This is a genomic window from Tenacibaculum piscium (assembly GCF_021390715.1).
Taxonomy (GTDB): domain Bacteria; phylum Bacteroidota; class Bacteroidia; order Flavobacteriales; family Flavobacteriaceae; genus Polaribacter; species Polaribacter piscius.
The window spans coordinates 43,242-67,823 of sequence record NZ_JAJGWT010000009.1 but is presented as its reverse complement, the minus strand read 5'-3'; the positions used below and the strand labels follow the sequence as shown (position 1 = coordinate 67,823).

At 30.6% G+C, this 24,582-nt stretch carries 24 protein-coding genes; 17 read left to right on the top strand and 7 right to left on the bottom strand.

Translation table 11 applies throughout. From position 1 onward, the window contains the following. Positions 1–58 precede the first annotated feature (58 nt). Positions 59–556: an outer membrane beta-barrel protein gene (locus tag L0U77_RS09370; protein ID WP_233884826.1), complete on the top strand. Its 498-nt coding sequence runs from the start codon at positions 59–61 to the stop codon at positions 554–556. A gap of 117 nt (positions 557–673) precedes the next feature. Then, positions 674–1,090, top strand: coding sequence for a type II 3-dehydroquinate dehydratase (gene aroQ, locus L0U77_RS09365; protein ID WP_233901069.1), 417 nt, complete (start codon positions 674–676; stop codon positions 1,088–1,090). Here aroQ and L0U77_RS09360 read toward each other — a convergent pair. Further along, on the bottom strand, positions 1,067–2,293 hold the full coding sequence (locus L0U77_RS09360) for a lipoprotein N-acyltransferase Lnb domain-containing protein (RefSeq protein WP_233901068.1): 1,227 nt from the start codon (positions 2,291–2,293) through the stop codon (positions 1,067–1,069). The genes aroQ and L0U77_RS09360 overlap by 24 nt on opposite strands. Before the next feature lie 99 nt (positions 2,294–2,392). After that, the gene (locus L0U77_RS09355) at positions 2,393–3,454 is read right to left on the bottom strand and encodes a YheT family hydrolase (RefSeq protein WP_233901067.1); all 1,062 of its coding nucleotides are present in this window, start codon (positions 3,452–3,454) and stop codon (positions 2,393–2,395) included. A 114-nt stretch (positions 3,455–3,568) separates the two neighbouring features. On the opposite strand from L0U77_RS09355, the gene L0U77_RS09350 reads away from it, so the two are divergent. Continuing rightward, on the top strand, positions 3,569–4,309 hold the full coding sequence (locus L0U77_RS09350) for a CDP-alcohol phosphatidyltransferase family protein (protein WP_233901066.1): 741 nt from the start codon (positions 3,569–3,571) through the stop codon (positions 4,307–4,309). Positions 4,310–4,403: 94 nt separating this feature from the next. Here L0U77_RS09350 and pepT read toward each other — a convergent pair whose 3' ends face one another. Genes pepT through L0U77_RS09335 form a run of 3 tightly spaced genes read right to left on the bottom strand, consistent with a single transcriptional unit; the run spans position 4,404 to position 7,396 of the window. Continuing rightward, entirely contained in the window at positions 4,404–5,639 is a 1,236-nt protein-coding gene (pepT, locus tag L0U77_RS09345) for a peptidase T (protein ID WP_233901065.1), read from the bottom strand. A gap of 30 nt (positions 5,640–5,669) precedes the next feature. After that, on the bottom strand, positions 5,670–6,254 hold the full coding sequence (locus tag L0U77_RS09340) for a hypothetical protein (RefSeq protein ID WP_233884834.1): 585 nt from the start codon (positions 6,252–6,254) through the stop codon (positions 5,670–5,672). Between the two features lie 14 nt (positions 6,255–6,268). Further along, on the bottom strand, positions 6,269–7,396 hold the full coding sequence (locus L0U77_RS09335; RefSeq protein WP_233901064.1) for a DUF3810 domain-containing protein: 1,128 nt from the start codon (positions 7,394–7,396) through the stop codon (positions 6,269–6,271). A gap of 153 nt (positions 7,397–7,549) precedes the next feature. On the opposite strand from L0U77_RS09335, the gene dnaB reads away from it, so the two are divergent. The 4 genes from dnaB (at position 7,550) to bshA (ending at position 12,617) form a co-directional block, all read left to right on the top strand. Next, positions 7,550–9,073 carry a replicative DNA helicase gene (gene dnaB, locus L0U77_RS09330; protein WP_233901063.1) on the top strand — a complete coding sequence of 508 codons (1,524 nt, stop codon included), beginning with the start codon at positions 7,550–7,552 and terminating at the stop codon, positions 9,071–9,073. 94 nt (positions 9,074–9,167) lie between these two features. Further along, positions 9,168–10,427: an asparagine synthetase B gene (locus tag L0U77_RS09325; protein ID WP_233901062.1), complete on the top strand. Its 1,260-nt coding sequence runs from the start codon at positions 9,168–9,170 to the stop codon at positions 10,425–10,427. Between the two features lie 84 nt (positions 10,428–10,511). Further along, positions 10,512–11,357, top strand: coding sequence for a transketolase (locus tag L0U77_RS09320; protein WP_101917183.1), 846 nt, complete (start codon positions 10,512–10,514; stop codon positions 11,355–11,357). A gap of 132 nt (positions 11,358–11,489) precedes the next feature. After that, entirely contained in the window at positions 11,490–12,617 is a 1,128-nt protein-coding gene (gene bshA / locus L0U77_RS09315) for an N-acetyl-alpha-D-glucosaminyl L-malate synthase BshA (protein WP_101917182.1), read from the top strand. Between the two features lie 58 nt (positions 12,618–12,675). Here the strand turns inward: bshA and L0U77_RS09310 are convergent, their stop codons facing one another. Then, positions 12,676–13,158, bottom strand: a complete 483-nt coding sequence (locus L0U77_RS09310) for a hypothetical protein (RefSeq protein ID WP_101917181.1) — start codon at positions 13,156–13,158, stop codon at positions 12,676–12,678. Positions 13,159–13,456: 298 nt separating this feature from the next. On the opposite strand from L0U77_RS09310, the gene L0U77_RS09305 reads away from it, so the two are divergent. The 4 genes from L0U77_RS09305 (at position 13,457) to L0U77_RS09290 (ending at position 16,227) form a co-directional block, all read left to right on the top strand. Further along, positions 13,457–14,491, top strand: coding sequence for a helix-turn-helix domain-containing protein (locus tag L0U77_RS09305; RefSeq protein ID WP_233884839.1), 1,035 nt, complete (start codon positions 13,457–13,459; stop codon positions 14,489–14,491). A gap of 166 nt (positions 14,492–14,657) precedes the next feature. Next, a complete protein-coding gene (locus L0U77_RS09300) occupies positions 14,658–14,819 on the top strand; it encodes a DUF1328 family protein (RefSeq protein ID WP_101917260.1) in 162 nt (53 codons plus the stop codon). A gap of 114 nt (positions 14,820–14,933) precedes the next feature. After that, on the top strand, positions 14,934–15,482 hold the full coding sequence (locus tag L0U77_RS09295; RefSeq protein WP_233897151.1) for a hypothetical protein: 549 nt from the start codon (positions 14,934–14,936) through the stop codon (positions 15,480–15,482). A gap of 241 nt (positions 15,483–15,723) precedes the next feature. Then, on the top strand, positions 15,724–16,227 hold the full coding sequence (locus L0U77_RS09290) for a Dps family protein (protein ID WP_101917179.1): 504 nt from the start codon (positions 15,724–15,726) through the stop codon (positions 16,225–16,227). 75 nt (positions 16,228–16,302) lie between these two features. Here the strand turns inward: L0U77_RS09290 and aroB are convergent, their stop codons facing one another. Further along, entirely contained in the window at positions 16,303–17,361 is a 1,059-nt protein-coding gene (aroB, locus tag L0U77_RS09285) for a 3-dehydroquinate synthase (RefSeq protein ID WP_233901061.1), read from the bottom strand. Between the two features lie 116 nt (positions 17,362–17,477). On the opposite strand from aroB, the gene L0U77_RS09280 reads away from it, so the two are divergent. The 6 genes from L0U77_RS09280 to hisC all read left to right on the top strand — a co-directional run bounded on the left by L0U77_RS09280 (position 17,478) and on the right by hisC (position 24,579). Continuing rightward, on the top strand, positions 17,478–18,641 hold the full coding sequence (locus tag L0U77_RS09280) for a proline dehydrogenase family protein (RefSeq protein WP_262909563.1): 1,164 nt from the start codon (positions 17,478–17,480) through the stop codon (positions 18,639–18,641). A 130-nt stretch (positions 18,642–18,771) separates the two neighbouring features. After that, positions 18,772–19,086: an LETM1 domain-containing protein gene (locus L0U77_RS09275; RefSeq protein WP_233899022.1), complete on the top strand. Its 315-nt coding sequence runs from the start codon at positions 18,772–18,774 to the stop codon at positions 19,084–19,086. Positions 19,087–19,156: 70 nt separating this feature from the next. Next, positions 19,157–20,929, top strand: coding sequence for a translational GTPase TypA (gene typA / locus L0U77_RS09270; protein ID WP_233884842.1), 1,773 nt, complete (start codon positions 19,157–19,159; stop codon positions 20,927–20,929). A gap of 467 nt (positions 20,930–21,396) precedes the next feature. Continuing rightward, positions 21,397–22,254, top strand: coding sequence for an ATP phosphoribosyltransferase (gene hisG, locus L0U77_RS09265; protein ID WP_233897154.1), 858 nt, complete (start codon positions 21,397–21,399; stop codon positions 22,252–22,254). Positions 22,255–22,271: 17 nt separating this feature from the next. Further along, positions 22,272–23,561 carry a histidinol dehydrogenase gene (gene hisD, locus L0U77_RS09260; protein WP_233897155.1) on the top strand — a complete coding sequence of 430 codons (1,290 nt, stop codon included), beginning with the start codon at positions 22,272–22,274 and terminating at the stop codon, positions 23,559–23,561. Next, positions 23,554–24,579 carry a histidinol-phosphate transaminase gene (gene hisC / locus L0U77_RS09255; RefSeq protein ID WP_233897156.1) on the top strand — a complete coding sequence of 342 codons (1,026 nt, stop codon included), beginning with the start codon at positions 23,554–23,556 and terminating at the stop codon, positions 24,577–24,579. Before hisD ends, hisC begins: the two co-directional genes overlap by 8 nt. The last annotated feature ends 3 nt before the right edge of the window (positions 24,580–24,582 follow it).

Below are 24,582 nucleotides of genomic sequence, written 5' to 3'. Positions count from 1 at the left end.
TACAAAAATAAAAACTACGTTTGCAAAACAAAATTAAACTTAATTTAAATAAAAAATAATGAAAAAAGTATTATTAGTTATTGCTATTGTTGCTGCAGGTTTTACAGCAAATGCACAAGAAACAAAAGTAGTTGGAACTACAGATACCGAATTAAATGTTGGTGGTACTATTGGTATTCCTTCTGGTGATTCAAAAGCTGATGTAACAGGTGCTATTGAAGTTAATTATTTATTTAAAGTTTCAGAAGAGTTTAAAGTAGGGGGTGCTATTTCTCACATACACTTCTTAGGAGATGGTGCAGATGCAGCTTTTTTACCAATAGCAGCAGCAGGTCGTTTTACGGTATCAGATAAATTTTCTTTAGGATTAGATTTAGGATATGGGATAGGGGTTAGACCATCTGAAAACACTGAAAGTGGTTTTTACTACAGACCAATGGTTGGTTATAAAGTAACTGAAAAAATTACAGCACACATTGATTACTCAGCGGTTGTTCTTGATAACGCAACACTTTCTTCTTTTGGAATTGGAGCAACATATTCTTTTTCTTTATAGGAATATAAAATAGCACAAAATTTTATATATTAAAAAGGGAAGCAATTAGCTTCCTTTTTTTTATGCTTAAAAGTTAAAATAGTATTTTTACCGAATAAAATAGTTAAATATATTCTGATGAAAAAAATTATAATCATAAATGGGCCAAACTTAAATTTATTAGGAAAAAGGGAGCCAGAAATTTATGGAACGAGTTCTTTTGAAGATTTTTTTAAAGAATTAAAAGAAACCTATAAAACGATTGAATTACATTATTTTCAATCGAATATTGAAGGTGAACTTATTAATAAATTACATGAAGTTGGTTTTCAATATGATGGAATTATCCTAAATGCAGGAGCTTACACTCACACTTCAATTGCAATTGCCGATGCTGTAAAAGGAATCGAAACACCTGTTATTGAAGTGCATATTTCAAATGTACACGCTCGTGAATCGTTTCGTCATAAAAGTTATTTATCGGCAAATGCGAAAGGTGTAATTTTAGGTTTTGGTTTGAAAAGTTATCATTTAGCGATTCAAAGTTTTTTGTAAAAACCAATAACGTACGGCTAATAAAATGAATAAAGGAAGCAAAGGAAGTGCAAATAATTGCGTTTTTGTTATCCAAATAATAACTAATATCACTAAAAAGACTAGTAAAAGTAGCATATATTTTGAAAGCCATTTTGGTAATTTTTCTTGAATTAAAAAGAAAGAAATAATTAAGTTTGGTGCAAAAGCCCATAAGAAATTAAAGTTATTCGGAGCGGTTGAATGATTCGTAAAAAACCATAAATAGACAATTAAAACGCCTGTTATTCCTGATATAAAAAAGATGATAAAATCGAGCCATTTGCTTCTTGTAGCATTTTTATAATCTTTATAGGTGATTATTAATCCTAATATGGCAATGATTAAAAAGATTAAAAAAGGGCTAATTTTATCTTCTTTTGATTCTTTTTCATCAAAATCTAATAAAATAGTTGTTTTTGAACTGATATTTTCTTGTTTTCCATCTTTTAAAATTTTGGAAACTTCCAAGGCTTCAAAAACATAATCGGGTAAATATAGGTATTCGCTTGGCGTTGTAATTTTATCCAATCGGCTTCCTAAAGCGATGTTAATTCCTACACTTCCCCAAGTATTTTGATGAATTTCTTTGTTCATTAATTGACGTAAAGACACTTTTTGCGTAACAAAATCATCTTTGAAAATTAGATTTTTGCCTAAAACTTTTTTGATAATGTCTCGAGGTTTTGTAGCACAATTATCAAAATATGGATCGTATAAATAGCCTGCGTTTTCGGGTAAAATATTGATTTCTAGAATTGTAAAAAAATCATTTTTTTGCGATTGTGATAAATTTAAAATTTGTTCTTTTACCCAGCGTTTATCATGTTGTGCATTTTTTAAAGCCAAATAAAATGGATATTTCGCCAATTTATATTTCATGTATCCTTTGGTGAAATCGGCATAAAAAGTAGGATTTTCAAAATCAAAAATTCCGTAATTGTAAATTAAATCGAATTGTAAAATAGGATCTTTTACACGAATTGCGGTATGTCCAAATTTTTCATATAACGCTTCGCCAGGTCCTGAAGTGATGATACTTATTTGTGCGTTATTTGATAATTTGAACGTTTTTTTTGGCTCAATTTTCTCAATTTGTTTGATTTGTCCGAAAAAAGAAGTAATTCCAACGAAAAAGAAAAGGAAAAAGAAAAGAAGAAAGCGAATAAGTGTGTTTTTTTTCATCATCATAAATTAAGCAAATAGAGTAAATTGTATGTTTCACAAGTTTTACAAATATCTTAATTAAGATTAAAAAAATGTCATTTTTGTGGAGGTATTATTTTAAGAAGAAACGCCTATTTTTTGTTGAATAAATTTCAGAATAGTTTCTTCGAGCCATTTATTTTTGATGTTTTTATTATTTTTTGAAGTTTTAAAAGAAGAAATAAATCCTACGTGTCCGCCATATTTTGGAGTCGATAGATAAAAATTAGTCATATTTTTGGCTTCCTCAAAAGCAAAACATGCTTCGGATAAAAAAGGGTCGTCAAGTGAATTTAGAAGTAATGTAGGAAGCGTAATATTTTTAATATACGGTTTTGAACTTGCTTTTGTCCAATAATCTTGCGGGCTTTTAAACCCGAATATTGGTGCGGTATATTGTGCTTCTAATTGCCAAAGTTTGGTGGCATTTTGCACTTTTTTTTTGTCTAATTTAAAGTCAGGAAATTGACGAGATTTAGCGAGTATTTTTGGTTTTAAGGTTCGTAAAAACTCCTTTAAATAGAGCCTGTTTTTAAATTTTGATAATTCTGCTTGTGAACTTGTTAAATCAATCGGTGTAGAAACGGCAATTCCTCCTTTTATTTTTGATGAAATATTTTCATATTCACCCAAATATTTTAGGGTTAAATTTCCTCCCAAACTAAAACCAACGATAATCATATTTTCATAAGCATAATTACTAGCAAGATATTCTGTTATAAAATGAACATCATCGGTTTTTCCGCTGTGATAGGTTTCTAAAAGTAAATTATTTTCCCCGCTACAACTTCGTAAATTCATGGAAACGGTATCAAACCCTGCTTTATTTAAGTGATTTGAAGTCGTAATTATATAATTAGATTGCGAACTTCCTTCCAATCCGTGAATCAATAAAACTAGCGTTTTTGAATTTTGTGAGTTTATAGAATTTATTATAGAGAAATCTAAATCGATAAAATCGGCATCCCAAGTGGTAATTCTTTTTCGTTGATATGTTATAGCATCTTTTGCAAATAGCGGACGATATATGGTGTTAAAATGGGCATTTCTAAGTAAAAAAGAAGGTTTGAAATCAGTAATAACAGCATCATTAAAATTATTTGTAAAAGTAGTCGTAAAGTGGGAAGAAAGAATGGGCATAGTTTAAAATAAAGGAATTTATCAAAAATAATATAAAAATTTTATAAAAACAGCATCAAAATTAAAAGCTCAAAAATGATATAAGTTTCTTATTTTCGCTATAAATATTTGAAAATGAATTTTAAAAAACATATTCCTAATTTAGTAACATTAGGGAATTTATTATGTGGTACGATAGCAACAATTTTTGCGATAAAAGGTGATTTTTTTGGAGTAGCTATTTTAGTTATTTTGGGAATTGTTTTTGATTTTTTTGATGGATTATTAGCTCGATTATTAGGTGTTCAGGGCGAATTGGGTAAGCAATTAGATAGTTTAGCAGATATGGTGACTAGTGGCGTAGTGCCAGGAATTGTGATGTTACAACTTTTCGTAACGGCTTTAGATGTTGATGCAGTGGGTTATTTTGGCGTAGATATTTACGGAGCAACGGGTAGTAATTTGCCGTATATCGGTTTGTTATTAACGTTGGGAGCTTGTTATCGCTTGGCTAATTTTAATATTGATACTCGCCAATCAGATTCTTTTATAGGACTTCCAACTCCTGCAATGGCGTTATTTGTAATTTCGTTGCCATTAATTGCGGAATATTCAAATCAAGTTTTTTTTGTTGATTTAATTAATAACCCTTATTTTTTAGTGATGATAACGGCTGTTTTGACTTTTTTAATGAATGCTGAAATTCCGTTATTTGCGTTGAAATTCAAAACCTTCGGATTTAAAGAAAATGCGTTAAAATATATGTTTTTAGCAATTTGTGTTTTATTATTAATTGTACTAAAATTAGTCGCGATTCCTTTAATAATTATATTGTATGTGGCGCTTTCTGTAATTCAGAATGTGAAGAAATCTTAACCAATAAAAAAATAGAAGAAACAAGTAAAATGATTTAAAAGCTTAAAAAACTTTAGGTCATTTTACTTGTTTATAGTTGTTTTAAAGATAAAATTTACTTAAAATTCACGGTTACTTTTTGGGCGATACCGACAATAACTTCCGATGCTTTTACGATTGTTTCCGCAGATACAAATTCATAACGACCATGAAAATTATGACCTCCCGCAAAAATATTAGGACATGGTAATCCTTTATATGATAATTGAGAACCGTCTGTACCTCCTCTAATTGCTTTAATAATTGGCGTAATATTCATTTCTTTCATTACTTCTTCGGCAATATCGACAATATGCATTACAGGCTTAATTTTTTCGCCCATATTATAATATTGGTCTTTTATTTCAAGAGTAATACTATTTCCATGTTTTTCATTTAATTCTTTAATTAAATTGCGAACAAATTCTTTTCTATCGGCGAATTTTTCTTTGTCAAAATCACGGATAATATATTGTAAAACGGTTTTTTCAACTTCTCCATGTAGGTCGCAAAGATGATAGAAACCTTCTCTTTTACTTGTTGTTTCAGGCGTTTCTAACGCAGGAAATCCTCCGATTACTTCTTGAGCAATATACATACTGTTCACCATTTTTCCTTTGGCATATCCAGGATGTACCATACGTCCGTTTACAGTAATTACGGCACTTGCGGCGTTAAAACTTTCGTATTCTAATTCTCCAATTCGACTTCCGTCCATGGTGTATGCCCATTTTGCACCAAATTTTTCAACGTCAAATTTATGTGCTCCTTTTCCAACTTCTTCATCAGGTGTAAAACAGATTCTAATTTTACCATGTTTTACTTCAGGATGTTGAATTAAATATTCCATTGCCGAAACAATTTCAGTAACTCCTGCTTTATCGTCGGCACCTAAAAGTGTTGTTCCGTCGGTTGTAATGAGTGTTTCTCCTTTGTAGATTAGTAAATCTTCAAAATAATCTGGCGATAAAACGATATTTTGTTCTTTATTTAAGATAATATCTTTACCATCGTAATTTTCATGGATTTGCGGTTTTACATTTTTTCCTGTAAAATCAGGGCTTGTATCAATATGAGCTACAAAACCGATGGTTGGCACTTCGTAATCGATATTACTTGGTAAAGTTGCCATTATGTAACAGTTTTCGTCTAATTCGACATCTTCCATACCTATTTCTTTCAATTCTTTTTCAAGAACTTTTGCTAAATCCCATTGATTTTCAGAACTTGGAAACGCAGGATTATCAGGATTACTTTCGGTATCAATGGTTACATATTTTAAAAATCTGTTGATGATGTGTTGTTTATTCATGTTATATTTAATTTATTTTTTTTTGATATTTTAATTGATGTTAATTTTCTCGATTAATTCGATGGCTTTACAGAATCGTTTTTCAACTAATGAATCGCCATAAACTTCGGTTTTAACGTGTAAAAAATTATCGGTATTTATTTTTGTAAAGGTATTTAAAATATGATAAGAATGGTTGCCTTTTTTTCCTTTGGCATAACTGTAATAAGACGGTTTTTTCAAGAATTGTAAGTGCTTTGTTTTAAGTTCTGTGAAGCCCATTTTTTTGTTGTCTTCCGTTATTTTTTGAGCAAATGTATTATCAATAAAAATAGTTTTGTGTACTAATGTTACGTCTATAAGTGTTGTTTCTGTTAGTGAAACAGTCGTGTCTGCGGCATAAATAGATGTTTTTTTAGTATCATAATATAAATTTACCTTCCAATTTTCAGGAAAATATGTTGTAAAATATTTTCGAAAATCTTGTTGTTTTTTAAGGATGTTTTCGTTGTAGAAAGTTTCTTTTTGACAAGTAAAATCTTTTTGTAATTCGGAAGAAGAATCACAAGAAGTAATTATAAAAAGACCTAAAATAAGACTTATAAAAAGTGTTGAAAAAGTTGAAAAAGAGTTCATTTAAAGATAATTTTTTAGTTGTTTTTATCGATTTTATTAAAGTAGGCAATAAGTAAATCGACTACATAACTATACGAATTTATTCCTTTTTCTTGTTTATTTGCCTTTAAATAGGAATTATATCCTTTTTTTAAATAGGGTTCAATCGGATTTTTAAACTGATTCCAATGTAAAAAACTGACATGAAAATCTTTGTAAATACCTTTATGTACGGTGTTTTTTATTTTTTCTGATAATTTTTTATCTCGTTTATAAATTTCGTTGATACAATATATGTATGCCATTCGATATCCCGAATATTTAAAATACAAATCATTATTGGCAACCGATGCTAAAAACCCGACAAAATTAGCATCATTCTCGGCAGCCCAACCAATTTGATGCGCCATTTCGTGGCAAGTTGTTGCAGGGAAACTTGTTTTCGGAATTTGATTATTTATTTGAGCTTCGCCCGTAATTGGATTTAAATATCCAGCCGTTCCGTTGTAGGATTGCAATATACTAATCAAAGAACTTTTTATGGAAGGATTTTTATACGCCAATTGCGGATATTTTTTAGCTAAATTTTGATAACCGTTTGTTGCTAAATCATATATTTCTGTTGTATTGTACGGAACTTGAACTTTTAGCGTATCATTTTTAGTGATTTCAAAATGTGTTTTATTGAGTTGATAAACAATTTTTTGAGTCGTTTCAACAAGTTGATTTGTCGTATAGGTTGCTTGTTGTAAGTTTAAATTTTTAGCTAAAGGTTCTCGAAAATAATTCAATCCCCAAAAGGCATAAAAGCAAAAATAAAGCACTGAAACAATCGTAATCAAATTTAAAAATTGTAAGCTTATAATTTTAAAATATTCTTTTAAATTATCACTAAAATATTCTTTTAAATTATTGTGAAACAACTTTTTAATAAAATGATAAACTCCTTTTATCAGTAAAAAAATTAAGAATAATCCTAAAATATCGCCCACAGAAAAGGGAATCCAACCTAAAATAATACGCAAAAAATTAGCAATATAAATATAAAATCCGTTGCTATAAAAAACTTCTATCCATGCGGGATTTTGGCTTAAAAATTGTACAAACATCACTTGAAAAGGCAAGGTTGATGCTAAAAATAACTTTTTTTTATAATTTTGCATACGCATCAAAAGTAAGAAAGTTCGTTGTTTTTTTATAATTTAAGAACCTTATTTATTTGTTAAAATTAGCGCTTATTTGTATCTTAAGCTAAGTCATAAGAAAAGTTACAAAACGCTACTAAAAATATCAGCTTAAAAAATTATCTTTGCACCATGGAACGAACTCAATCTTTTAGAGGAACAAAAAATGAGAAGGCTAGAGTTATCAGCCTTGAGAAAGGAAAATTACCACCACAAGCTTTAGAGCTAGAGGAGGCGGTTTTGGGGGCAATGATGATTGATAAAAAAGGAATTGATGAGGTTATTGATATTCTAAGTCCTGATTCTTTTTATGATAAAAGACATCAACAAGTGTATCAAGCGATTTATACGCTTTTCCAAAATTCCGAACCGATTGACTTACTTTCAGTATCAACACAACTTAAAAAAGATGGGAAATTAGACCTCGCTGGAGGTGATTTTTTCTTAATCGGTTTAACGCAAAAAGTAGCTTCTTCGGCACATATTGAGTTCCATTCTCGTATTATTTTAGAGAAATATATCCAGAGAAAATTAATTACTATTTCTTCGGAAATCATAGAAAATGCCTATAACGAAACCGTAGATGTTTTTGATTTATTAGACGAAGCCGAGGGGAAATTATTTGAAGTAACACAAGGAAATCTTAAAAAAGGAGCCGAAAAAGCCGATTCATTAGTGCAACAATCCATAAACCGAATTCAAGAAATTTCTGGAAAAGAAGGAATGAGCGGTTTGCAAACAGGGTTTACAAAATTAGATGCCTTAACATCAGGTTGGCAACCTTCCGATTTAATTATTATTGCCGCCCGTCCTGGTATGGGAAAAACGGCATTTGTAATATCGATGGCAAAAAATATGGCGATTGATTTTGGACACGGAGTCGCTATTTTTTCATTAGAAATGTCATCAGTACAATTAATTACCCGTATGATTTCTTCGGAAACAGGCCTAACATCAGAAAAATTACGAAAAGGAAATTTAGAACCTCATGAATGGGAACAGCTAAATGTAAAGGTTAAAAAACTCTCTGATGCGCCTATTTTTATTGATGATACACCAGCGTTATCAATCTTTGATTTACGAGCAAAAGCACGACGATTAGTATCGCAACATAATGTGAAAATAATTGTAATTGATTATTTACAATTAATGACCGCAGGAGGTTCAGGAGGAAATCGTGAACAAGAAATATCGACCATTTCACGAAATTTAAAAGCATTGGCAAAGGAATTAAGTATTCCTGTAATTGCGTTATCGCAGTTGTCACGTGCTGTGGAAACTCGTGGAGGTTCAAAACGTCCGTTACTTTCCGATTTACGGGAATCTGGAGCAATTGAGCAAGATGCCGATATTGTGTCGTTTATTTTTCGTCCCGAATATTACGGAATGACCGAATGGGACGACGACGACCACTCGCCATGTGAAGGGCAGGGAGAGTTTATCGTAGCAAAACACCGTAACGGTGGAATGGATAATATTCGTTTGAAATTTACAGGACATTTAGCCTTGTTTTCTGATTTAGATGAAGGAATTAGTAGTGAATTTGAATCGAGTATGAACGGTGGTAGTGATGGTTTTAACAACGAAATAGCTTCCAATAGTTTCGCATCTGCAGAAGATGCCTTTGGACCTAGCGATGATGATGTACCGTTTTAAATTTTAAATAAAATATAAAAATATATAAAATACACAATTGCTACTTCGTAATTGTGTATTTTAGTTTTTGATGAAAAATTTCATAAAAAAGAAGATGAAAAAAACACTACATATCATATTATTTTTATTGATTTCAAACTCACTTTGGGCATCTTTTGTCTATATTCCGATGAGTTATGAAAATCAGAAAAATCATTTAAAAGCTTACGGAATTGTTTATCACGCCTTAGAAAATGGTTTAAAATCAAAATGGTTATTAAATTATGATGGCGGTGCTTTTTTACTCGAAAATAATACTACAATCGCCCAAGAATGTAAAATTCGAGGCGTTTCCTATCAAATAATTTCAGATACAAAAGCACAATTAATTTTAGAAGAAATCTCATCACCATCTAAAAATCAAGAAGCCGTAACGCTCGAAAAAGCACCCAAAATAGCCGTTTATTCTCCAAAAGGAAAAATGCCCTGGGACGATGCCGTAACTATGGTATTAACCTATGCCGAAATTCCATTTGATGTACTTTATGATGAAGAAATTTTAAATGATAAACTCTTATTATACGAATGGTTGCATTTGCATCACGAAGATTTTACAGGACAATACGGACGCTTTTATGGTGCCTTTAGAACCGCTCCTTGGTATATCCAACAGAAAAAAGATGCCGAAAAATTAGCCACAAAATTAGGCTACAAAAAAGTATCCGAAGAAAAAGGCGCTGTTGCTAAAAAAATTAAAAATTATGTAATCGGTGGCGGATTTATGTTCGCTATGTGTTCGGCAACCGATAGTTTTGATATTGCTTTAGCCGCCGATGGCGTAGATATTTGCGAAGGAATGTTTGATGGAGATGCGTCAGAACCTAATTATCAATCAAAAATAAATTTTGATAAAACATTCGCTTTTAAAGATTTTGAATTAATCAGAAATCCAACAACCTACGAATTTTCATCCATCGATATGACTCGAAAAAGAAAAATCAAAAAAGAAGTAGATTATTTTACGTTAAAAGAATTTTCCGCAAAATGGGATCAAGTACCAACGATGCTCACACAAAATCATACGCAATTAGTCAAAGGTTTTATGGGACAAACAACCTCTTTTGATGCCAAAACAATCAAATCAACCGTGCTTGTTTTAGGTGAAAATAACAGTAATAGCGAAGCAAAATATATCCACGGAACAAAAGGAAAAGGAATGTTCACCTTTTACGCAGGACACGATCCTGAAGATTATCAACATAGAATAGGCGACCCAAAAACTGAACTTGAATTACACCCAACATCTGCAGGGTATCGTTTGATTTTAAATAATGTGCTTTTTCCCGCAGCAAAAAAGAAAAAGCAAAAAACTTAAAAAAAGTAATTGGCAATTGTTTTATAAACAGTTACTTTTGCCTACAGATAACAAGACAAACAAGACACGACAAAACTAAAAATAATGCCAACAACACAACAACTTCAAGAGTTTACACAACAAGTTCGTAGAGATATCGTTCGAATGGTACATGCCGTAAATTCAGGACATCCAGGAGGTTCTTTAGGATGTGCAGAATTTATAACCTGTTTATATCAAGAAGTCATGGAGTATTCTACTGATTTTAAAATGGACGGTAATAATGAAGATTTATTCTTTTTATCAAATGGGCATATATCGCCAGTTTTTTATAGTGTTTTAGCACACAGTGGATTTTTTCCAGTAGCAGAATTAGCGACTTTTAGAAAATTAAATACACGACTACAAGGACACCCAACAACACACGATCATTTACCAGGTATCCGTATTGCTTCGGGTTCTTTAGGACAAGGAATGAGCGTGGCTATTGGAGCTGCACAAGCAAAAAAATTAAACCAAGATGATAAAATTGTATACACATTACATGGTGATGGAGAATTACAAGAAGGTCAAATCTGGGAAGCAGCAATGTACGCATCAGCAAAAAAAGTTGATAATCTAATTTCAACGATTGATGTAAACGAAAAGCAAATTGACGGTACAACCGATCAAGTATTAGCAATGGGAAGCCTAAAAGCAAAATTCGAAGCTTTTGGATGGGACGTTTTAGAAGTCAAAGAAGGAAATAATATAGAAGCTATTTTAAGCGGATTAGCAGATGCAAAATCTCGCACAGGTAAAGGAAAACCTGTTTGTATATTATTATATACAGAAATGGGGAACGGAATCGATTTTATGATGAACACACACGCTTGGCACGGTAAAGCTCCAAATGATGCACAATTAGCGGAATCATTAGCGCAAAATCCTGAAACATTAGGAGATTATTAAATTATCCTTTTTTACATATAAATTTATTTTAAAAATTAAAATCCTGCTTTATAGCGGGGTTTTTTTATGCTTTTATTCACAGAAAAATATAAGAAATACCGTAAATTTACTTTATAATCATCAAATTTAATTATGAGAATAGGAATTGTTTGTTATCCAACCTTTGGAGGAAGTGGCGTAGTAGCGACAGAATTAGGAATGGCACTTGCCGATAAAGGACATGAAGTTCATTTTATAACCTATAATCAACCTGTTCGATTAGACTTTTTCTCGCATCGCTTGCATTTTCATGAAGTCGTTTTAGAAGAATATCCATTATTTCAATATCAACCCTATGAATTAGCGTTGTCAAGTAAAATGGTCGAAATAGTTGAGAAATATCAATTAGAAGTTTTGCACGTACATTATGCAATTCCACACGCTTACGCCGCTTATATGGCAAAGAAAATGCTTCAAGAAAAAAATATCAATATAAAAGTAGTAACCACATTGCACGGTACAGATATTACGCTTGTTGGAAGCCACCCAACCTATAAAACTGCTGTGGAATTTAGTATCAATCAATCCGATGAGGTAACCACCGTTTCCAATAGCTTAAAAGAAGATACCTTACGTTTATTTAATATCAAAAAAGATATAAAAGTTATCTATAATTTTATTGATGGTGAAAAATATAACCAAGCACATCAAGGAGAATGTAAACGTATCGCTTTGGCAACGCCTCAAGAAAAAATTGTAACACATGTTAGTAATTTTCGCCCCGTAAAACGAACACAAGACGTTATTAAAATTTTTAATAAAATTCAAAAAGAAATTCCATCAAAATTATTGATGGTCGGAGATGGTCCTGAACGCTTAAAAGCCGAAAACTTAGCCAAAAAACTCAACATCGAAGATAAAGTACTATTCCTAGGAAATAGTAACGAAGTCGCTAAAATATTATGCTATTCTGATGTTTTTTTATTACCCTCAGAAACAGAAAGCTTTGGATTAGCAGCCCTAGAAGCAATGGCAGCAGGAACTCCCGTTATCTCTACAAATTGTGGCGGATTGCCTGAAGTAAATATCCATGGAAAAACAGGCTATTTAAGCGATTTAGCTGACGTGAAAGATATGGCGAAAAATGCTATCAAAATATTGAAAAATGATGCTGTTTTAGCAGCGTTTAAAGAGAATGCAAAAGAACATATTAAAGTGTTTTCTCTAGAGAAAATATTGCCCGCATATGAAGAAATTTATAAAAAATGTTACCTGAAATAATATCCTTTAATCCTTAAAAAAAAGCCTGTTTAAAAACTTAAACAGGCACTTAAATAACTTAAAATTGATATCTTATTCCTAAAGCAATATCTAAATCTAAACCATTACTGTAATTGTCGTTAAAACCAAGTTCTGGCCTGATATCTAAAGATACTAATAACGGAATATCAAAATTATACTCAATACCCAAATTACCCGCTATTAAAGCAAATAAGCCATTACTCGAATCTTTACTTGTATCGTTAAAAGAACCCAAACCTGCACCAAAACCAACAAACCAATTGAAATTTCCATCTAAGTTTTGAACCCACTGGTATAAACCAACTAACTTAAAAGCATCTACTTTTTCCGTGTTTCTAAAACCTAAATCAAACTCTAAACGATTGTTATCCTTTACATAATATTGATATGAAATTTCTCCACCAAATCCATCATTGTCACCAACTCGAATACCTAAAGCATTCTCTGAAATCTGTTGACCACTAGCATTAAATGCTATCAAAAAGAAAAAACCTAATAATAATACTCTTAAAATTTTCATCTCCTACGTTTTAAAATTAAATAACAAAATTAAACGATAATTCTTGTTTTAGAACACTTATCTAAACGAAATTTTAACGAAAATTAAATAAATGAAAAATAATTAAAAAGAAAAACAACACAAAATAAATAGACTTAGCCCCGATTGAAGCAATTGTTTGAGCTCTTTTTTTGATTTTTCTTCAAAAAAAAGCGAGTGCGGAAAGCGGGAAATAGCTACAAATAAAGAATCAAGACTATTACATATTTTTTAACTTATCTAAAAGATAAATAATGTATTTTAGTAATAAAAAAAAAAAATGACTACAATTAAAATAACCGCATCTGATACCGCTGGAACTGTTAAACAAATACAGCACGTTATTGGAGGTACTATTACCGAAAGATGGGGAGAATATGTGTTAGACGTTGATAGTGATTTAGCTAAAGGAAGCATTACTTTTTTAAATTTCGAATGGGGTGGAAGCGTTCTGCAATATGATATTGTTTTTTTAGATGATATTACCCTTATAATGGACGCTTCAGAATTTAATCCAATACACTTTGTATACACCACAGAAGGGCATACTTTTCACCAATTTGAACGAGAAAATAAAAAAAGAAAAATAGCAGAGTACCAATCCGTTATTATTACAAGTAAAGAAGGCGGATACAATTATGGGTATTTTGATAAAAATGTAAAAGTGCAAATACACTTAATACAAATCAATAGAGTTAAATTTATTAATAAACGCCTAAATGATGCATCCGTCTTAAATCAAAAATTATATGAAGTGTTTTACGACAAACAATGTGAAAACGTTTTTGCACATTACGGAACCTATAACCTGAAAATAGCAAACCTAATTAAACAATATAACGAAATTAAACTAAAAGGAATTATTCGGATTTTGATAAAAGAAGGAATTGTATATCAAATCCTATCCGAACACATGCAACAACATAATAACGACGTTAAAAGAGCCGAAAAACCTACAACATCACTCACTAAAAAAGAAATTAGCCTTGTTAGAAAAATAGCACAACGAATTGTTAAAAATGTTGCAGATGAATATAATGTAGAAAAATTATCCGAAGAAATAGGAATCTCACAAGCTAAAATGCAAGAAGGATTTAAATTGCTATTCTCAAGAACCGTTATTGAATATATTAGACACGTAAGACTAGAAAAAGCAAAAGATTTAATCAGTAGTACCGATGGAAATATTTCTCAAATTATATATTCAATCGGATTTTCTAGTAGAAGCTATTTCTCTAAAATCTTTAAACGTAAATACGGTATCAGCCCAAGTAAATACCTTAAAAATAAACAACAAGAGCTTGAAATAAGCTGATTTTTTACCTATGAAAATTTAACTCAAAACCAAATCAAAATCGACTAAAAATGAAATGAGCAAGGAAAAATCTTAAATGAGTAAAACATATTTTAGAACTAGCCATAACTTTGTAGTGCACAACAAAAGTGCTTTAAATCAAGTATTAATCTTAAAAAATAAAAATATGTTACGTTGGACAATCACATTTATTATTATAGCTTTAATCGCAGGAGTTTTAGGATTTGGAGGAATCGCAGGTGCCGCAGCAGGATTTGCTAAAATAGCATTCTTCATCTTTTTAATTCTTTTTGTAATATCATTGTTTACAGGTCGTAAGAAAATATAGTAACAAAACAAAAACGAATCAAAATGAATCAAAATTAATAAAAATGATGTTAAAAGTATACATCATTTAATCATCACCATTTAAAATTACTTGTAATTTAAAATAATATTAAAAATGAAAAATTTAATTGTTAGTTTATTATTAATAGGAATTGTTGAAACCGTTAGTTCTCAGTCGGATATAATAAAAATAACTGAAGTTAAAAAAGCACAAAAAACAACAAAAAAAGGAGTCGATTACACAACAAAAGTAAAGGTTACAACTGAAAAATCACAAAGAACAAAATTTGACCCGAACCAAAAACATGAGTTAAATCAAAACAGAGTCGAAAGTCCTGTGGCGATTAAAAAAACAATTATGGTTGATAACGATCTTGATCCAAATTATGATGCAAAAACAAGCGTTAAATATTATAAATATAAAGGAATTCGGTATAGCTTCTTTATTGATGAAAATAACTTGTTAATCACTTATAAAGTAAATGACAAAGATATTACTTCAACAAAAGCAATAAAATCAATTAATAATAACTTTTATGTTGTAGAAGGAAATGATTTTAATGGCGTAGGTTATTATGATAAAGATAATAATTTTGTAATCGAATACAAGAATAAAAAATCAAACAAACTTGAATATGCCATTTTTGAAACATTCAAGTTATAATATAAATAATCATCAGTAAGTAGATACTTATTTCTACTGAAATTTATATTAAATCAAAAAAAGAACGAAGCTTATCTCGTTCTTTTTTTTGATTAAAAATCAAGTGAAAATTAACTAAAAATCAAAAGAAAACCAAAAGAAATGAAATGAGCAAGGAAACATCTTAAATGAGCAAAACGACTCCTAGTAAACAACTTATCTTTGTAGTGTACATAAATTATTAATCTAAAATATAAACGAAATGAATTATTTAAACATGCAGAATGAAAGTATTTTACCCGTAGCAAAAGAGTTAAACCAATTGTTAGCAGATTATCATATTTATTATCAAAAATTAAGAAATTTTCACTGGAATATCGTAGGCAAAAACTTTTTTGAATTACACGGGAAATTTGAAGAAATGTATGGCGATGCTAGAACCAAAATTGATGAAATCGCAGAACGAATTTTAACACTCCAATATCATCCGATAAGTAGATATAGTAGGTATTTGAAAATATCAAACATCTCTGAAGAAAGCCCATTTCAAACCGATAGTGATATGATTGATATCCTATTGACAGACCATAAAATTTTGTTAGTTCAAATGACTTGTATTATCAAAAAAGCAGAACAAGCAGAAGATGAAGGAACTATTGATTTAATTGGCGGATATATCGCATCCTTAGAAAAAACAAGCTGGATGCTTAATGCATGGTCTAAAAAAACAGTGGAACAATTAAAAGAAGATATCGTACTTTCTTAATATAAAAATAACGATACATCAATATAAAACAAAAAAACAAGAGATTCGAATCTCTTGTTTTTTTGTAAAATATAATTAAGAAGTATAATACTTTAAACTCTCTTGAATTAATTCATTTGAAACTTTACAGTTAATTTTGAATTTTTCAAATTCCTCTAACAATACAAAGTTAATTTCGCCACCGATATTTTTCTTATCATGCTTCATGAAATTTAAAATTGGTAAAAAATCATCGGTTAAAATAGGCGTTTTTCCGTAAATAGTTAGAATTGTATTTTTAACATCGGCTACTTTATCCGCAGGAAAACCAAGTAATTTTGATGAAATATACGATTCACAAATAATACCAATCGCGATTGCTTCACCATGGGTTAAACGCTCTTTCGCTTCACTTTCTAAAAAATAAGATTCAATTCCATGACCAATCGTATGTCCCCAATTTAATGCCTTACGAACGCCGTGTTCCTTCGGATCTTCTAAAACAACATCATTTTTAATTTCGATAGAACGAGGAATTAAATCAACAATATTTAACGAAGCATTATTTTTGATTTCATTATATAAATGAACATCGTGCGTCATTCCGTATTTGATAATTTCCGCCGTTCCCGACCTAATTTCTCTTGAACAAAGCGTTTGTAAATATTCGGGATCTAAAAGAACCATTTCAGGATTCGCAAACAAGCCAATCTGATTCTTTAAAACACCTAAATCAACACCCGTTTTACCGCCAACAGACGCATCAACCATACTTAATAATGTCGTTGGAATATTTACAAAATCAATACCTCGCTTAAAAGTTGAAGCAACAAAACCACCCAAATCTGTAATAACACCGCCACCCAAAGTAATTAATAAACTCTTTCGATCGGCACCTAATTCGGTCATCGCATTCCAAACTCCTACGCAAGTTTCGATGTTTTTATGAACTTCTCCAGCATCAATTTCAATAACTTCAATTTTTTTATCGGTCGCTAAAAGCGATATAAAACGAGGATAACAATCCGTAAAAGTATTATCATCAACCAATATAAAAATAGTTGAGTAGTTGTTTTTACTGATTAAAGTTGATAGTGAGTCATATCCTTTTTCATTAAAATCAATTGGATACGTTACGGCTTGAATAGAAGTCATTTTTGTTGAAAATTTGTTTGAAAATTTATAGCAAAAATAAATAGAAAAAATTAAAATATATCATACAGTAGATTTATATTTGTGTTTGACAAATAAATATAACAGGACTTCCTATAATGACACTTTTTAATAACACCGAAACTGCTTTTAAATTAAAATCTGACTCAGAGTTAGAGCGCGCATATTTCTTATTTAAAATGATTCAAAATCAACCGATGGTACGTATTGGTACGGCGGTAACTAATTTTGCGTTAAAAGCACATTTACCTGTTGAAGGGTTAATTCGTTCAACAGTATTCGACCATTTTTGTGGCGGAGTAACCGAAGATGATTGTTTACCAAACATTGAAAAAATGTACACTAAAGGAAATGTGCATAGTGTTTTAGATTATTCGGTAGAAGGAAAAGAAGACGAAAATCAGTTTGATAACGCTCTTAAAATGACCTTAAAAACAATCGATTTCGCTGCAGAAAAACAAGCAATTCCGTATGCCGTTTTTAAACCAACAGGATTTGGACGCTTCGCTTTGTATCAAAAATTAACAGAAAAAAAAGAACTTACTGCTGATGAAAAAATAGAATGGGAAAGAGTTATTGCTCGTTTTCATACGGTTTGTAAAGCAGCATCAGAAAAAGATGTTCCGTTGTTAATTGATGGCGAAGAAAGTTGGATGCAAGATGCCGCTGATGATTTAATTGAAGAATTAATGGAGTTATATAATAAAGATAAAGCCATTGTTTTTAATACATTACAAATGTATCGCCATGATCGTATGGATTATTTACGTGGTTTGTATCAAAGAGCGCATCAAAAAGGATACCATATCGGTATGAAAATAGTGCGTGGTGCGTACATGGAAAAAGAACGTGAAAGAGCCGAAGAAAAAGGATATCCATCGCCAATATGTAAAGACAAACAAGCAACAGACGACAACTATAATGAAGCAGTTCGTTTTATGATGGAACACAAAAATATGGCAATTTTTGCAGGAACGCATAACGAAGAAAGCTCATTATTATTGATGGATTTAGCCAAAGAATATAATATTAAACCAAATGATTATCGTATGTGGTTTGGTCAATTATACGGAATGAGTGATCATATAAGTTTTAACTTAGCCAAAGAAGGTTATAATGTAGCAAAATATGTTCCTTTTGGTCCTGTACGTGATGTGATGCCATATTTAATCCGTAGAGCGGAAGAAAATACCTCAGTAGCTGGACAAACTTCAAGAGAACTTAATTTGATAAAAACAGAAAGAAAACGTAGGAAATTGTAGTATTAATACTGTATTTTTTTAGTTGATAACATACTTAAAACAGTATTTGAATAATGCTGTTTTAAGTAATACTTTAGGTAATGTTTGAATAATATTTAGATAATAGTTTAAATGTAATTAATTAAACAACATGAATACAGTTGGAGAAATAAAGTATGCTATAAAAGTTAATAAAAGACGCTTAGCAAAAGAACTAGAAGAAAGTAAAGAATTAGTTTTTTTGATTAAAAAATCTTTTACAGCTAAATTATCTGATGAAGAAAAAGGTAAAATTAAACAACAAACCTTAGATATTTGTAAAGCAATACCCGCTTTTACAGTGTTCATGATGCCAGGTGGTGCTTTATTACTCCCGTTATTAATAAAATTAATTCCAGATATATTACCAACTGCTTTTAGAGAAGATGAAGAGGAAAATAAGGAAAATTTCAATAAAGAAAAATAAATAACTTCCTATTTATATTATATTTATATATAAAACACTAGTTTTGCAACTTTAATAATAAAGACCAAGAATGCAACCAATTAGAAATATCGCTATTATAGCCCACGTTGACCACGGTAAGACAACCTTAGTTGATAAAATTATAGATCAAGCAAAAGTATTAGACGATCGTAAAGAACGTACTGATTTATTGTTAGATAATAACGACTTAGAACGTGAAAGAGGAATTACAATTCTTTCTAAAAACGTATCAGTAAACTATAAGAACACAAAAATCAATGTAATTGATACCCCTGGTCACGCCGATTTCGGAGGTGAAGTAGAGCGTGTATTAAAAATGGCTGATGGTGTTTTATTATTAGTTGATGCATTTGAAGGACCGATGCCACAAACTCGTTTCGTATTAGGGAAAGCCTTAGAATTAGGTTTAACTCCTATTGTAGTTGTAAATAAAGTTGATAAAGAAAACTGTACTCCTGACATCGTTCACGAAAAAGTTTTTGATTTAATGTTTGCTTTAGAGGCTACTGAAGAGCAATTAGACTTTACTACCATTTATGGTTCTGCAAAGAACAACTGGATGAGTACTGATTGGAAAAATGAAACTGATAACATTGTACCTTTATTAGATGCTGTATTAGAATCTATTCCTGCAACGAAGTACAACGAAGGAACGCCACAAATGCAAATTACATCTTTAGATTTTTCTGCTTTTACAGGTAGAATCGCTATTGGTCGTGTTTTTCGTGGAGATTTAGAAGTAGGTAAAGACTACATGTTATGTAAAGCTGATGGTTCTACTAAAAAAGTAAGAATTAAAGAATTACACGTATTCGAGGGAATGGGTAAAGTTCAAGTAGAAAAAGTACCTTGTGGAGATATTTGTGCTATTACAGGTATTGAAGGATTCGAAATTGGAGATACGATCGCTGATTTAGAAAATCCAGAAGCATTACCAAGAACTGAAATTGACCAACCTACTATGAGTATGTTGTTTACCATTAACAATTCTCCTTTCTTTGGTAAAGAAGGTAAATTTGTTACATCTCGTCACATTCGTGATCGTCTGTTTAAAGAATTAGAGAAAAACTTAGCATTAAAAGTTGAAACGACCGATTCTGAAGATAAATTTAATGTTTACGGGCGTGGTGTATTACACTTATCTGTACTTATTGAAACAATGCGTCGTGAAGGATATGAATTACAAGTGGGAAGACCACAAGTAATTATTAAAATGGTAGATGGTAAGAAACATGAACCAATGGAAACATTATCTATTGATGTACCAGAAGATGTTGCTTCTAAAGCTGTAAACTTAGTTTCTTTACGTAAAGGAGATTTATTAATTATGGAGCCTAAAGGAGATTTACAACATTTAGAGTTCTCTATTCCTTCTCGTGGATTAATTGGTTTAAGAAATAAAATTTTAACTGCAACAGCAGGTCAAGCAATTATTAACCACAGATTTAGTGAGTATGGTCCTTATAAAGGAGACTTTACTGAAGAGGTAAAAGGAGCTATTATTTCTGCTGCAACTGGTAAAGCTACTGCTTATGCATTAAATCGTTTACAAGATAGAGGTAAGTTTTTTATTGATGTAAATCAAGAAATTTATATTGGTCAAGTAATTGGAGAGAACAGTAAATCTGACGATATGGCTGTAAACTTAATTAAAGGAAAGCAATTAACAAACATGCGTAAATCTGGTACTGATGACGCTATGAAAATTGCTCCGAAAATTGATTTCTCTTTAGAAGAAAACATGGAATATATTAAAGCTGATGAATATTTAGAAGTTACTCCTGAAAGCTTACGTATGCGTAAGATTCAATTTAAGGCATAATTTTTAAATTAAATTTTAAAATTTTTATATAAAGAACCACCTATTTTTAGGTGGTTTTTTGGTTTAACGAGTTTTTTAGTATTGATTTAAATTAAAACTATTATACTGAATTTATTTAAGTATCTAACAATAAAAATTTTGTAAATTTTGAGGTGAAATTTAATTTTGATTAAATTTTTCATAAAGTAATTAATAATTAACATTTAAAGGTAATTTGTTTAAATTTAATCTTTTCCTTGTGAAATAAAAAAAAAAGACAAATATTTGTATTATCAAAATAAGAACATGAATTTTAATCAATTACATCATCATCATTCTCATATTTGCACTCAGGCGAACTAAAGATGTATTGACTAAAAACAACATATATTTTAAACCCGTTTGAGCAAATCAAGCGGGTTTTTTATTTTTAAAAAATAAAGTAAACTACACGTTAAAAATTTGCTCAAATTAAATTAATAAAAAAAATGAGCAAATTAAGAATTGCAATTCAGAAATCAGGAAGATTAAACGAAGATTCATTAAGTCTTTTAAAAAATTGTGGTATTTCTATCGATAATGGAAAAGACCAATTAAAAGCCGTAGCAAGTAATTTTCCTTTAGAAGTTTTTTATCTTCGAAATGGCGATATTCCTCAATATTTAAAAGATGGTGTTGTCGATATTGCTATTATTGGTGAAAATTTATTAATTGAAAAAGGAGGAGATATTGAGTTCATTGAAAAATTAGGTTTTTCTAAGTGTAAAGTATCTTTAGCAATTCCTAAAGGTAATGAATACACAGGATTATCTTATTTTCAAGATAAGAGAATAGCAACATCATACCCGAATACAGTTCAAAATTTTCTGAAATCAAAAAATATTACTTCTCAATTACACATCATTAACGGTTCTGTTGAAATTGCTCCAAATATTGGATTGGCAGACGGTATTTGTGATATTGTATCAAGCGGATCTACATTATTTAAAAATAACTTAAAAGAAGTAGAAGTTATCTTAAAATCGGAAGCTGTTTTAGCGGTTTCTCCAAAATTAGAAGCATCACAGCAAGAAATTTTAGATAAATTACAATTCAGAATTCAATCGGTTTTAAAAGGAAGACGTTCTAAATATATTTTATTAAACGCTCCTAACGATAAATTAGAAAAAATTATTAGCATTTTACCAGGAATGAGAAGTCCTACAGTTTTACCATTATCAGAAAAAGGTTGGAGTTCTGTACATTCAGTTTTAGATAAAAATGAATTTTGGGAGGTTATAGACGAACTTAAAAAGAATGGAGCTGAAGGTATTTTAGTGTGTCCTATTGAAAAAATGGTTGTTTAAAAAGCAAAGATAACAAAATGAAGATTATACAGTATCCTCAAAGAAAAGATTGGAAATCTCTTTGTAAAAGAGCAACTTTTAACGAAAATAGTTTACAAGAAACTGTTCAAAGTGTTTTAAACGATGTCAAAATAAATAAAAATGAAGCATTAACAAAATATGCAGCATTATTTGATAAAGTAGCAATTTCTTCTTTCGAAGTAACAGCTACAGAAATTGAAGAAGCTGATAAATTAGTTAGTTCGGAGTTAAAAGAAGCAATTCAGTTAGCAAAAAGTAATATTGAAGTTTTTCATAATTCTCAAAAAGAGGAAGAGAAAAAAGTAGTTACTACTGCAGGTGTTACTTGTTGGCGTAAAAGTGTTGCTATCGAAAAAGTAGGTTTGTATATTCCTGGAGGTTCTGCTCCGTTATTTTCAACAATTTTAATGCTAGCAATTCCTGCAAAAATAGCAGGTTGTAAAGAAATCGTATTGTGTACGCCTCCAAATAAAGAAGGAAAAGTTCACCCTGCAATTTTATATACGGCGGCATTAGTTGGCGTTACCAAAATTTTTAAAGTTGGTGGAGCTCAGGCTATTGCAGCAATGGCGTACGGTACAGAAACTATTCCTAGTGTGTATAAAATATTAGGCCCAGGAAATCAGTATGTAACAAAAGCGAAAGAATTAGTTCAGCAAGAAGGGCTTTCTATTGATATGCCAGCAGGACCAAGTGAAGTTTTGGTTATTGCTGATGAAACATCAAATGCTGCATTTGTAGCTGCTGATTTATTATCGCAAGCAGAACATGGAGCAGATAGTCAAGCAGTTTTAGTAACAACTTCATTAGAGGTTTCAGAAAATGTACTTGCCGAAGTAGCGAAGCAAGTAAAAGAATTACCGAGAAAAGAAACAGCTGAAAAAGCATTAGAAAACAGTTTTGTAGTTGTTTTAAATTCTTCAGATGAAATGATTGACTTTAGTAATGTATATGCACCAGAACATTTAATTATTGCTTCTGAAAATGCATCAATATATATTGATAAAATAATCAATGCAGGTTCGGTATTTTTAGGAAATTATAGTTGTGAAAGTGCAGGTGATTACGCAAGTGGTACAAATCACACGTTGCCAACAAACGGATATGCTAAAAATTATAGCGGTGTTTCTTTAGATAGTTTTATCAAAAAAATTACTTTTCAGGAAGTAACAAAACAAGGAATAGCTACTATCGGAAAAGCAATAGAATTAATGGCCGAAGCCGAAGGTTTACAAGCACACAAAAATGCTGTTACTTTAAGATTAAAAGATATTGAAAATGTTTAATTTAGATAAAATAGTTCGCCCAAATATTCAGAAATTAAAGGCGTACTCATCAGCAAGAGATGAATTTAAAGGAGCTGCAGAAGTATATTTAGATGCTAATGAAAACCCTTTTGGAACATTAAATAGGTATCCAGATCCTAGGCAAATAAAAATTAAAGAACGATTATCAGTACTTAAGAAAGTTGATGAAAATCAAATATTTATAGGAAATGGTAGTGATGAAGTAATTGATTTAGCATTCAGAATTTTCTGTGAACCAGGAAAAGATAAAGCCTTAACATTTTCGCCTACTTATGGTATGTACGATGTTTCTGCAGGTATTAATGATGTTGAGTTGATTAAACAACCGTTATTAAATGATTTTCAAATAAATTTAAATCAACTACAACCATATTTAGATATGGAAGAAGTGAAAATTATATTTATTTGTTCGCCAAATAATCCAACGGGTAATTGTTTCGATGATGAAACGATTGAATATATATTGGAGAATTTTAATGGAGTAGTACTAATTGATGAAGCTTATATTGATTTTAGTTCAAGAGCTTCTTATAGTACTAAATTAGAGAAATATCCAAATTTAATTGTAAGCCAAACTTTTAGCAAAGCTTGGGGTTTAGCTGGGGCTAGAGTAGGAGTGGCGTACGCAAATTCAGCGGTTATCGATTTGTATAATAAAGTAAAACCACCTTATAATGTTAGTACTTTAAATCAAGAAGCGGTGCTGAAATCGTTAGGTAATTTAGACGAGTTTGAAATCAATAAAAATAGTATTATCAACGAAAAAGAAACGTTGATAAAAGCGTTAAGCGATATTAAATTAGTTAAAAAAATATATCCTACCGAAGCTAATTTTATTCTGATAGAAGTAACGGATGCAAATGTAATTTACAATAAATTAGTAGCCGATAAAATAATTACAAGAAACAGAAATACGTTAGTAGATAACTGTTTACGAATTACGGTAGGAAGTATAGACGAAAATAAACGATTAATCACAGCATTAAAATCAATTTAATAA

Excerpts from the sequence above, each read along its gene's own strand:
- L0U77_RS09370 (WP_233884826.1), top strand. The coding sequence starts at position 59 with ATGAAAAAAGTATTATTAGTTATTGCTATTGTTGCTGCAGGTTTTACA.
- aroQ (WP_233901069.1), top strand. The coding sequence starts at position 674 with ATGAAAAAAATTATAATCATAAATGGGCCAAACTTAAATTTATTAGGA.
- L0U77_RS09360 (WP_233901068.1), bottom strand. The coding sequence starts at position 2,293 with ATGAAAAAAAACACACTTATTCGCTTTCTTCTTTTCTTTTTCCTTTTC.
- L0U77_RS09355 (WP_233901067.1), bottom strand. The coding sequence starts at position 3,454 with ATGCCCATTCTTTCTTCCCACTTTACGACTACTTTTACAAATAATTTT.
- L0U77_RS09350 (WP_233901066.1), top strand. The coding sequence starts at position 3,569 with ATGAATTTTAAAAAACATATTCCTAATTTAGTAACATTAGGGAATTTA.
- pepT (WP_233901065.1), bottom strand. The coding sequence starts at position 5,639 with ATGAATAAACAACACATCATCAACAGATTTTTAAAATATGTAACCATT.
- L0U77_RS09340 (WP_233884834.1), bottom strand. The coding sequence starts at position 6,254 with ATGAACTCTTTTTCAACTTTTTCAACACTTTTTATAAGTCTTATTTTA.
- L0U77_RS09335 (WP_233901064.1), bottom strand. The coding sequence starts at position 7,396 with ATGCAAAATTATAAAAAAAAGTTATTTTTAGCATCAACCTTGCCTTTT.
- dnaB (WP_233901063.1), top strand. The coding sequence starts at position 7,550 with ATGGAACGAACTCAATCTTTTAGAGGAACAAAAAATGAGAAGGCTAGA.
- L0U77_RS09325 (WP_233901062.1), top strand. The coding sequence starts at position 9,168 with ATGAAAAAAACACTACATATCATATTATTTTTATTGATTTCAAACTCA.
- L0U77_RS09320 (WP_101917183.1), top strand. The coding sequence starts at position 10,512 with ATGCCAACAACACAACAACTTCAAGAGTTTACACAACAAGTTCGTAGA.
- bshA (WP_101917182.1), top strand. The coding sequence starts at position 11,490 with ATGAGAATAGGAATTGTTTGTTATCCAACCTTTGGAGGAAGTGGCGTA.
- L0U77_RS09310 (WP_101917181.1), bottom strand. The coding sequence starts at position 13,158 with ATGAAAATTTTAAGAGTATTATTATTAGGTTTTTTCTTTTTGATAGCA.
- L0U77_RS09305 (WP_233884839.1), top strand. The coding sequence starts at position 13,457 with ATGACTACAATTAAAATAACCGCATCTGATACCGCTGGAACTGTTAAA.
- L0U77_RS09300 (WP_101917260.1), top strand. The coding sequence starts at position 14,658 with ATGTTACGTTGGACAATCACATTTATTATTATAGCTTTAATCGCAGGA.
- L0U77_RS09295 (WP_233897151.1), top strand. The coding sequence starts at position 14,934 with ATGAAAAATTTAATTGTTAGTTTATTATTAATAGGAATTGTTGAAACC.
- L0U77_RS09290 (WP_101917179.1), top strand. The coding sequence starts at position 15,724 with ATGAATTATTTAAACATGCAGAATGAAAGTATTTTACCCGTAGCAAAA.
- aroB (WP_233901061.1), bottom strand. The coding sequence starts at position 17,361 with ATGACTTCTATTCAAGCCGTAACGTATCCAATTGATTTTAATGAAAAA.
- L0U77_RS09280 (WP_262909563.1), top strand. The coding sequence starts at position 17,478 with ATGACACTTTTTAATAACACCGAAACTGCTTTTAAATTAAAATCTGAC.
- L0U77_RS09275 (WP_233899022.1), top strand. The coding sequence starts at position 18,772 with ATGAATACAGTTGGAGAAATAAAGTATGCTATAAAAGTTAATAAAAGA.
- typA (WP_233884842.1), top strand. The coding sequence starts at position 19,157 with ATGCAACCAATTAGAAATATCGCTATTATAGCCCACGTTGACCACGGT.
- hisG (WP_233897154.1), top strand. The coding sequence starts at position 21,397 with ATGAGCAAATTAAGAATTGCAATTCAGAAATCAGGAAGATTAAACGAA.
- hisD (WP_233897155.1), top strand. The coding sequence starts at position 22,272 with ATGAAGATTATACAGTATCCTCAAAGAAAAGATTGGAAATCTCTTTGT.
- hisC (WP_233897156.1), top strand. The coding sequence starts at position 23,554 with ATGTTTAATTTAGATAAAATAGTTCGCCCAAATATTCAGAAATTAAAG.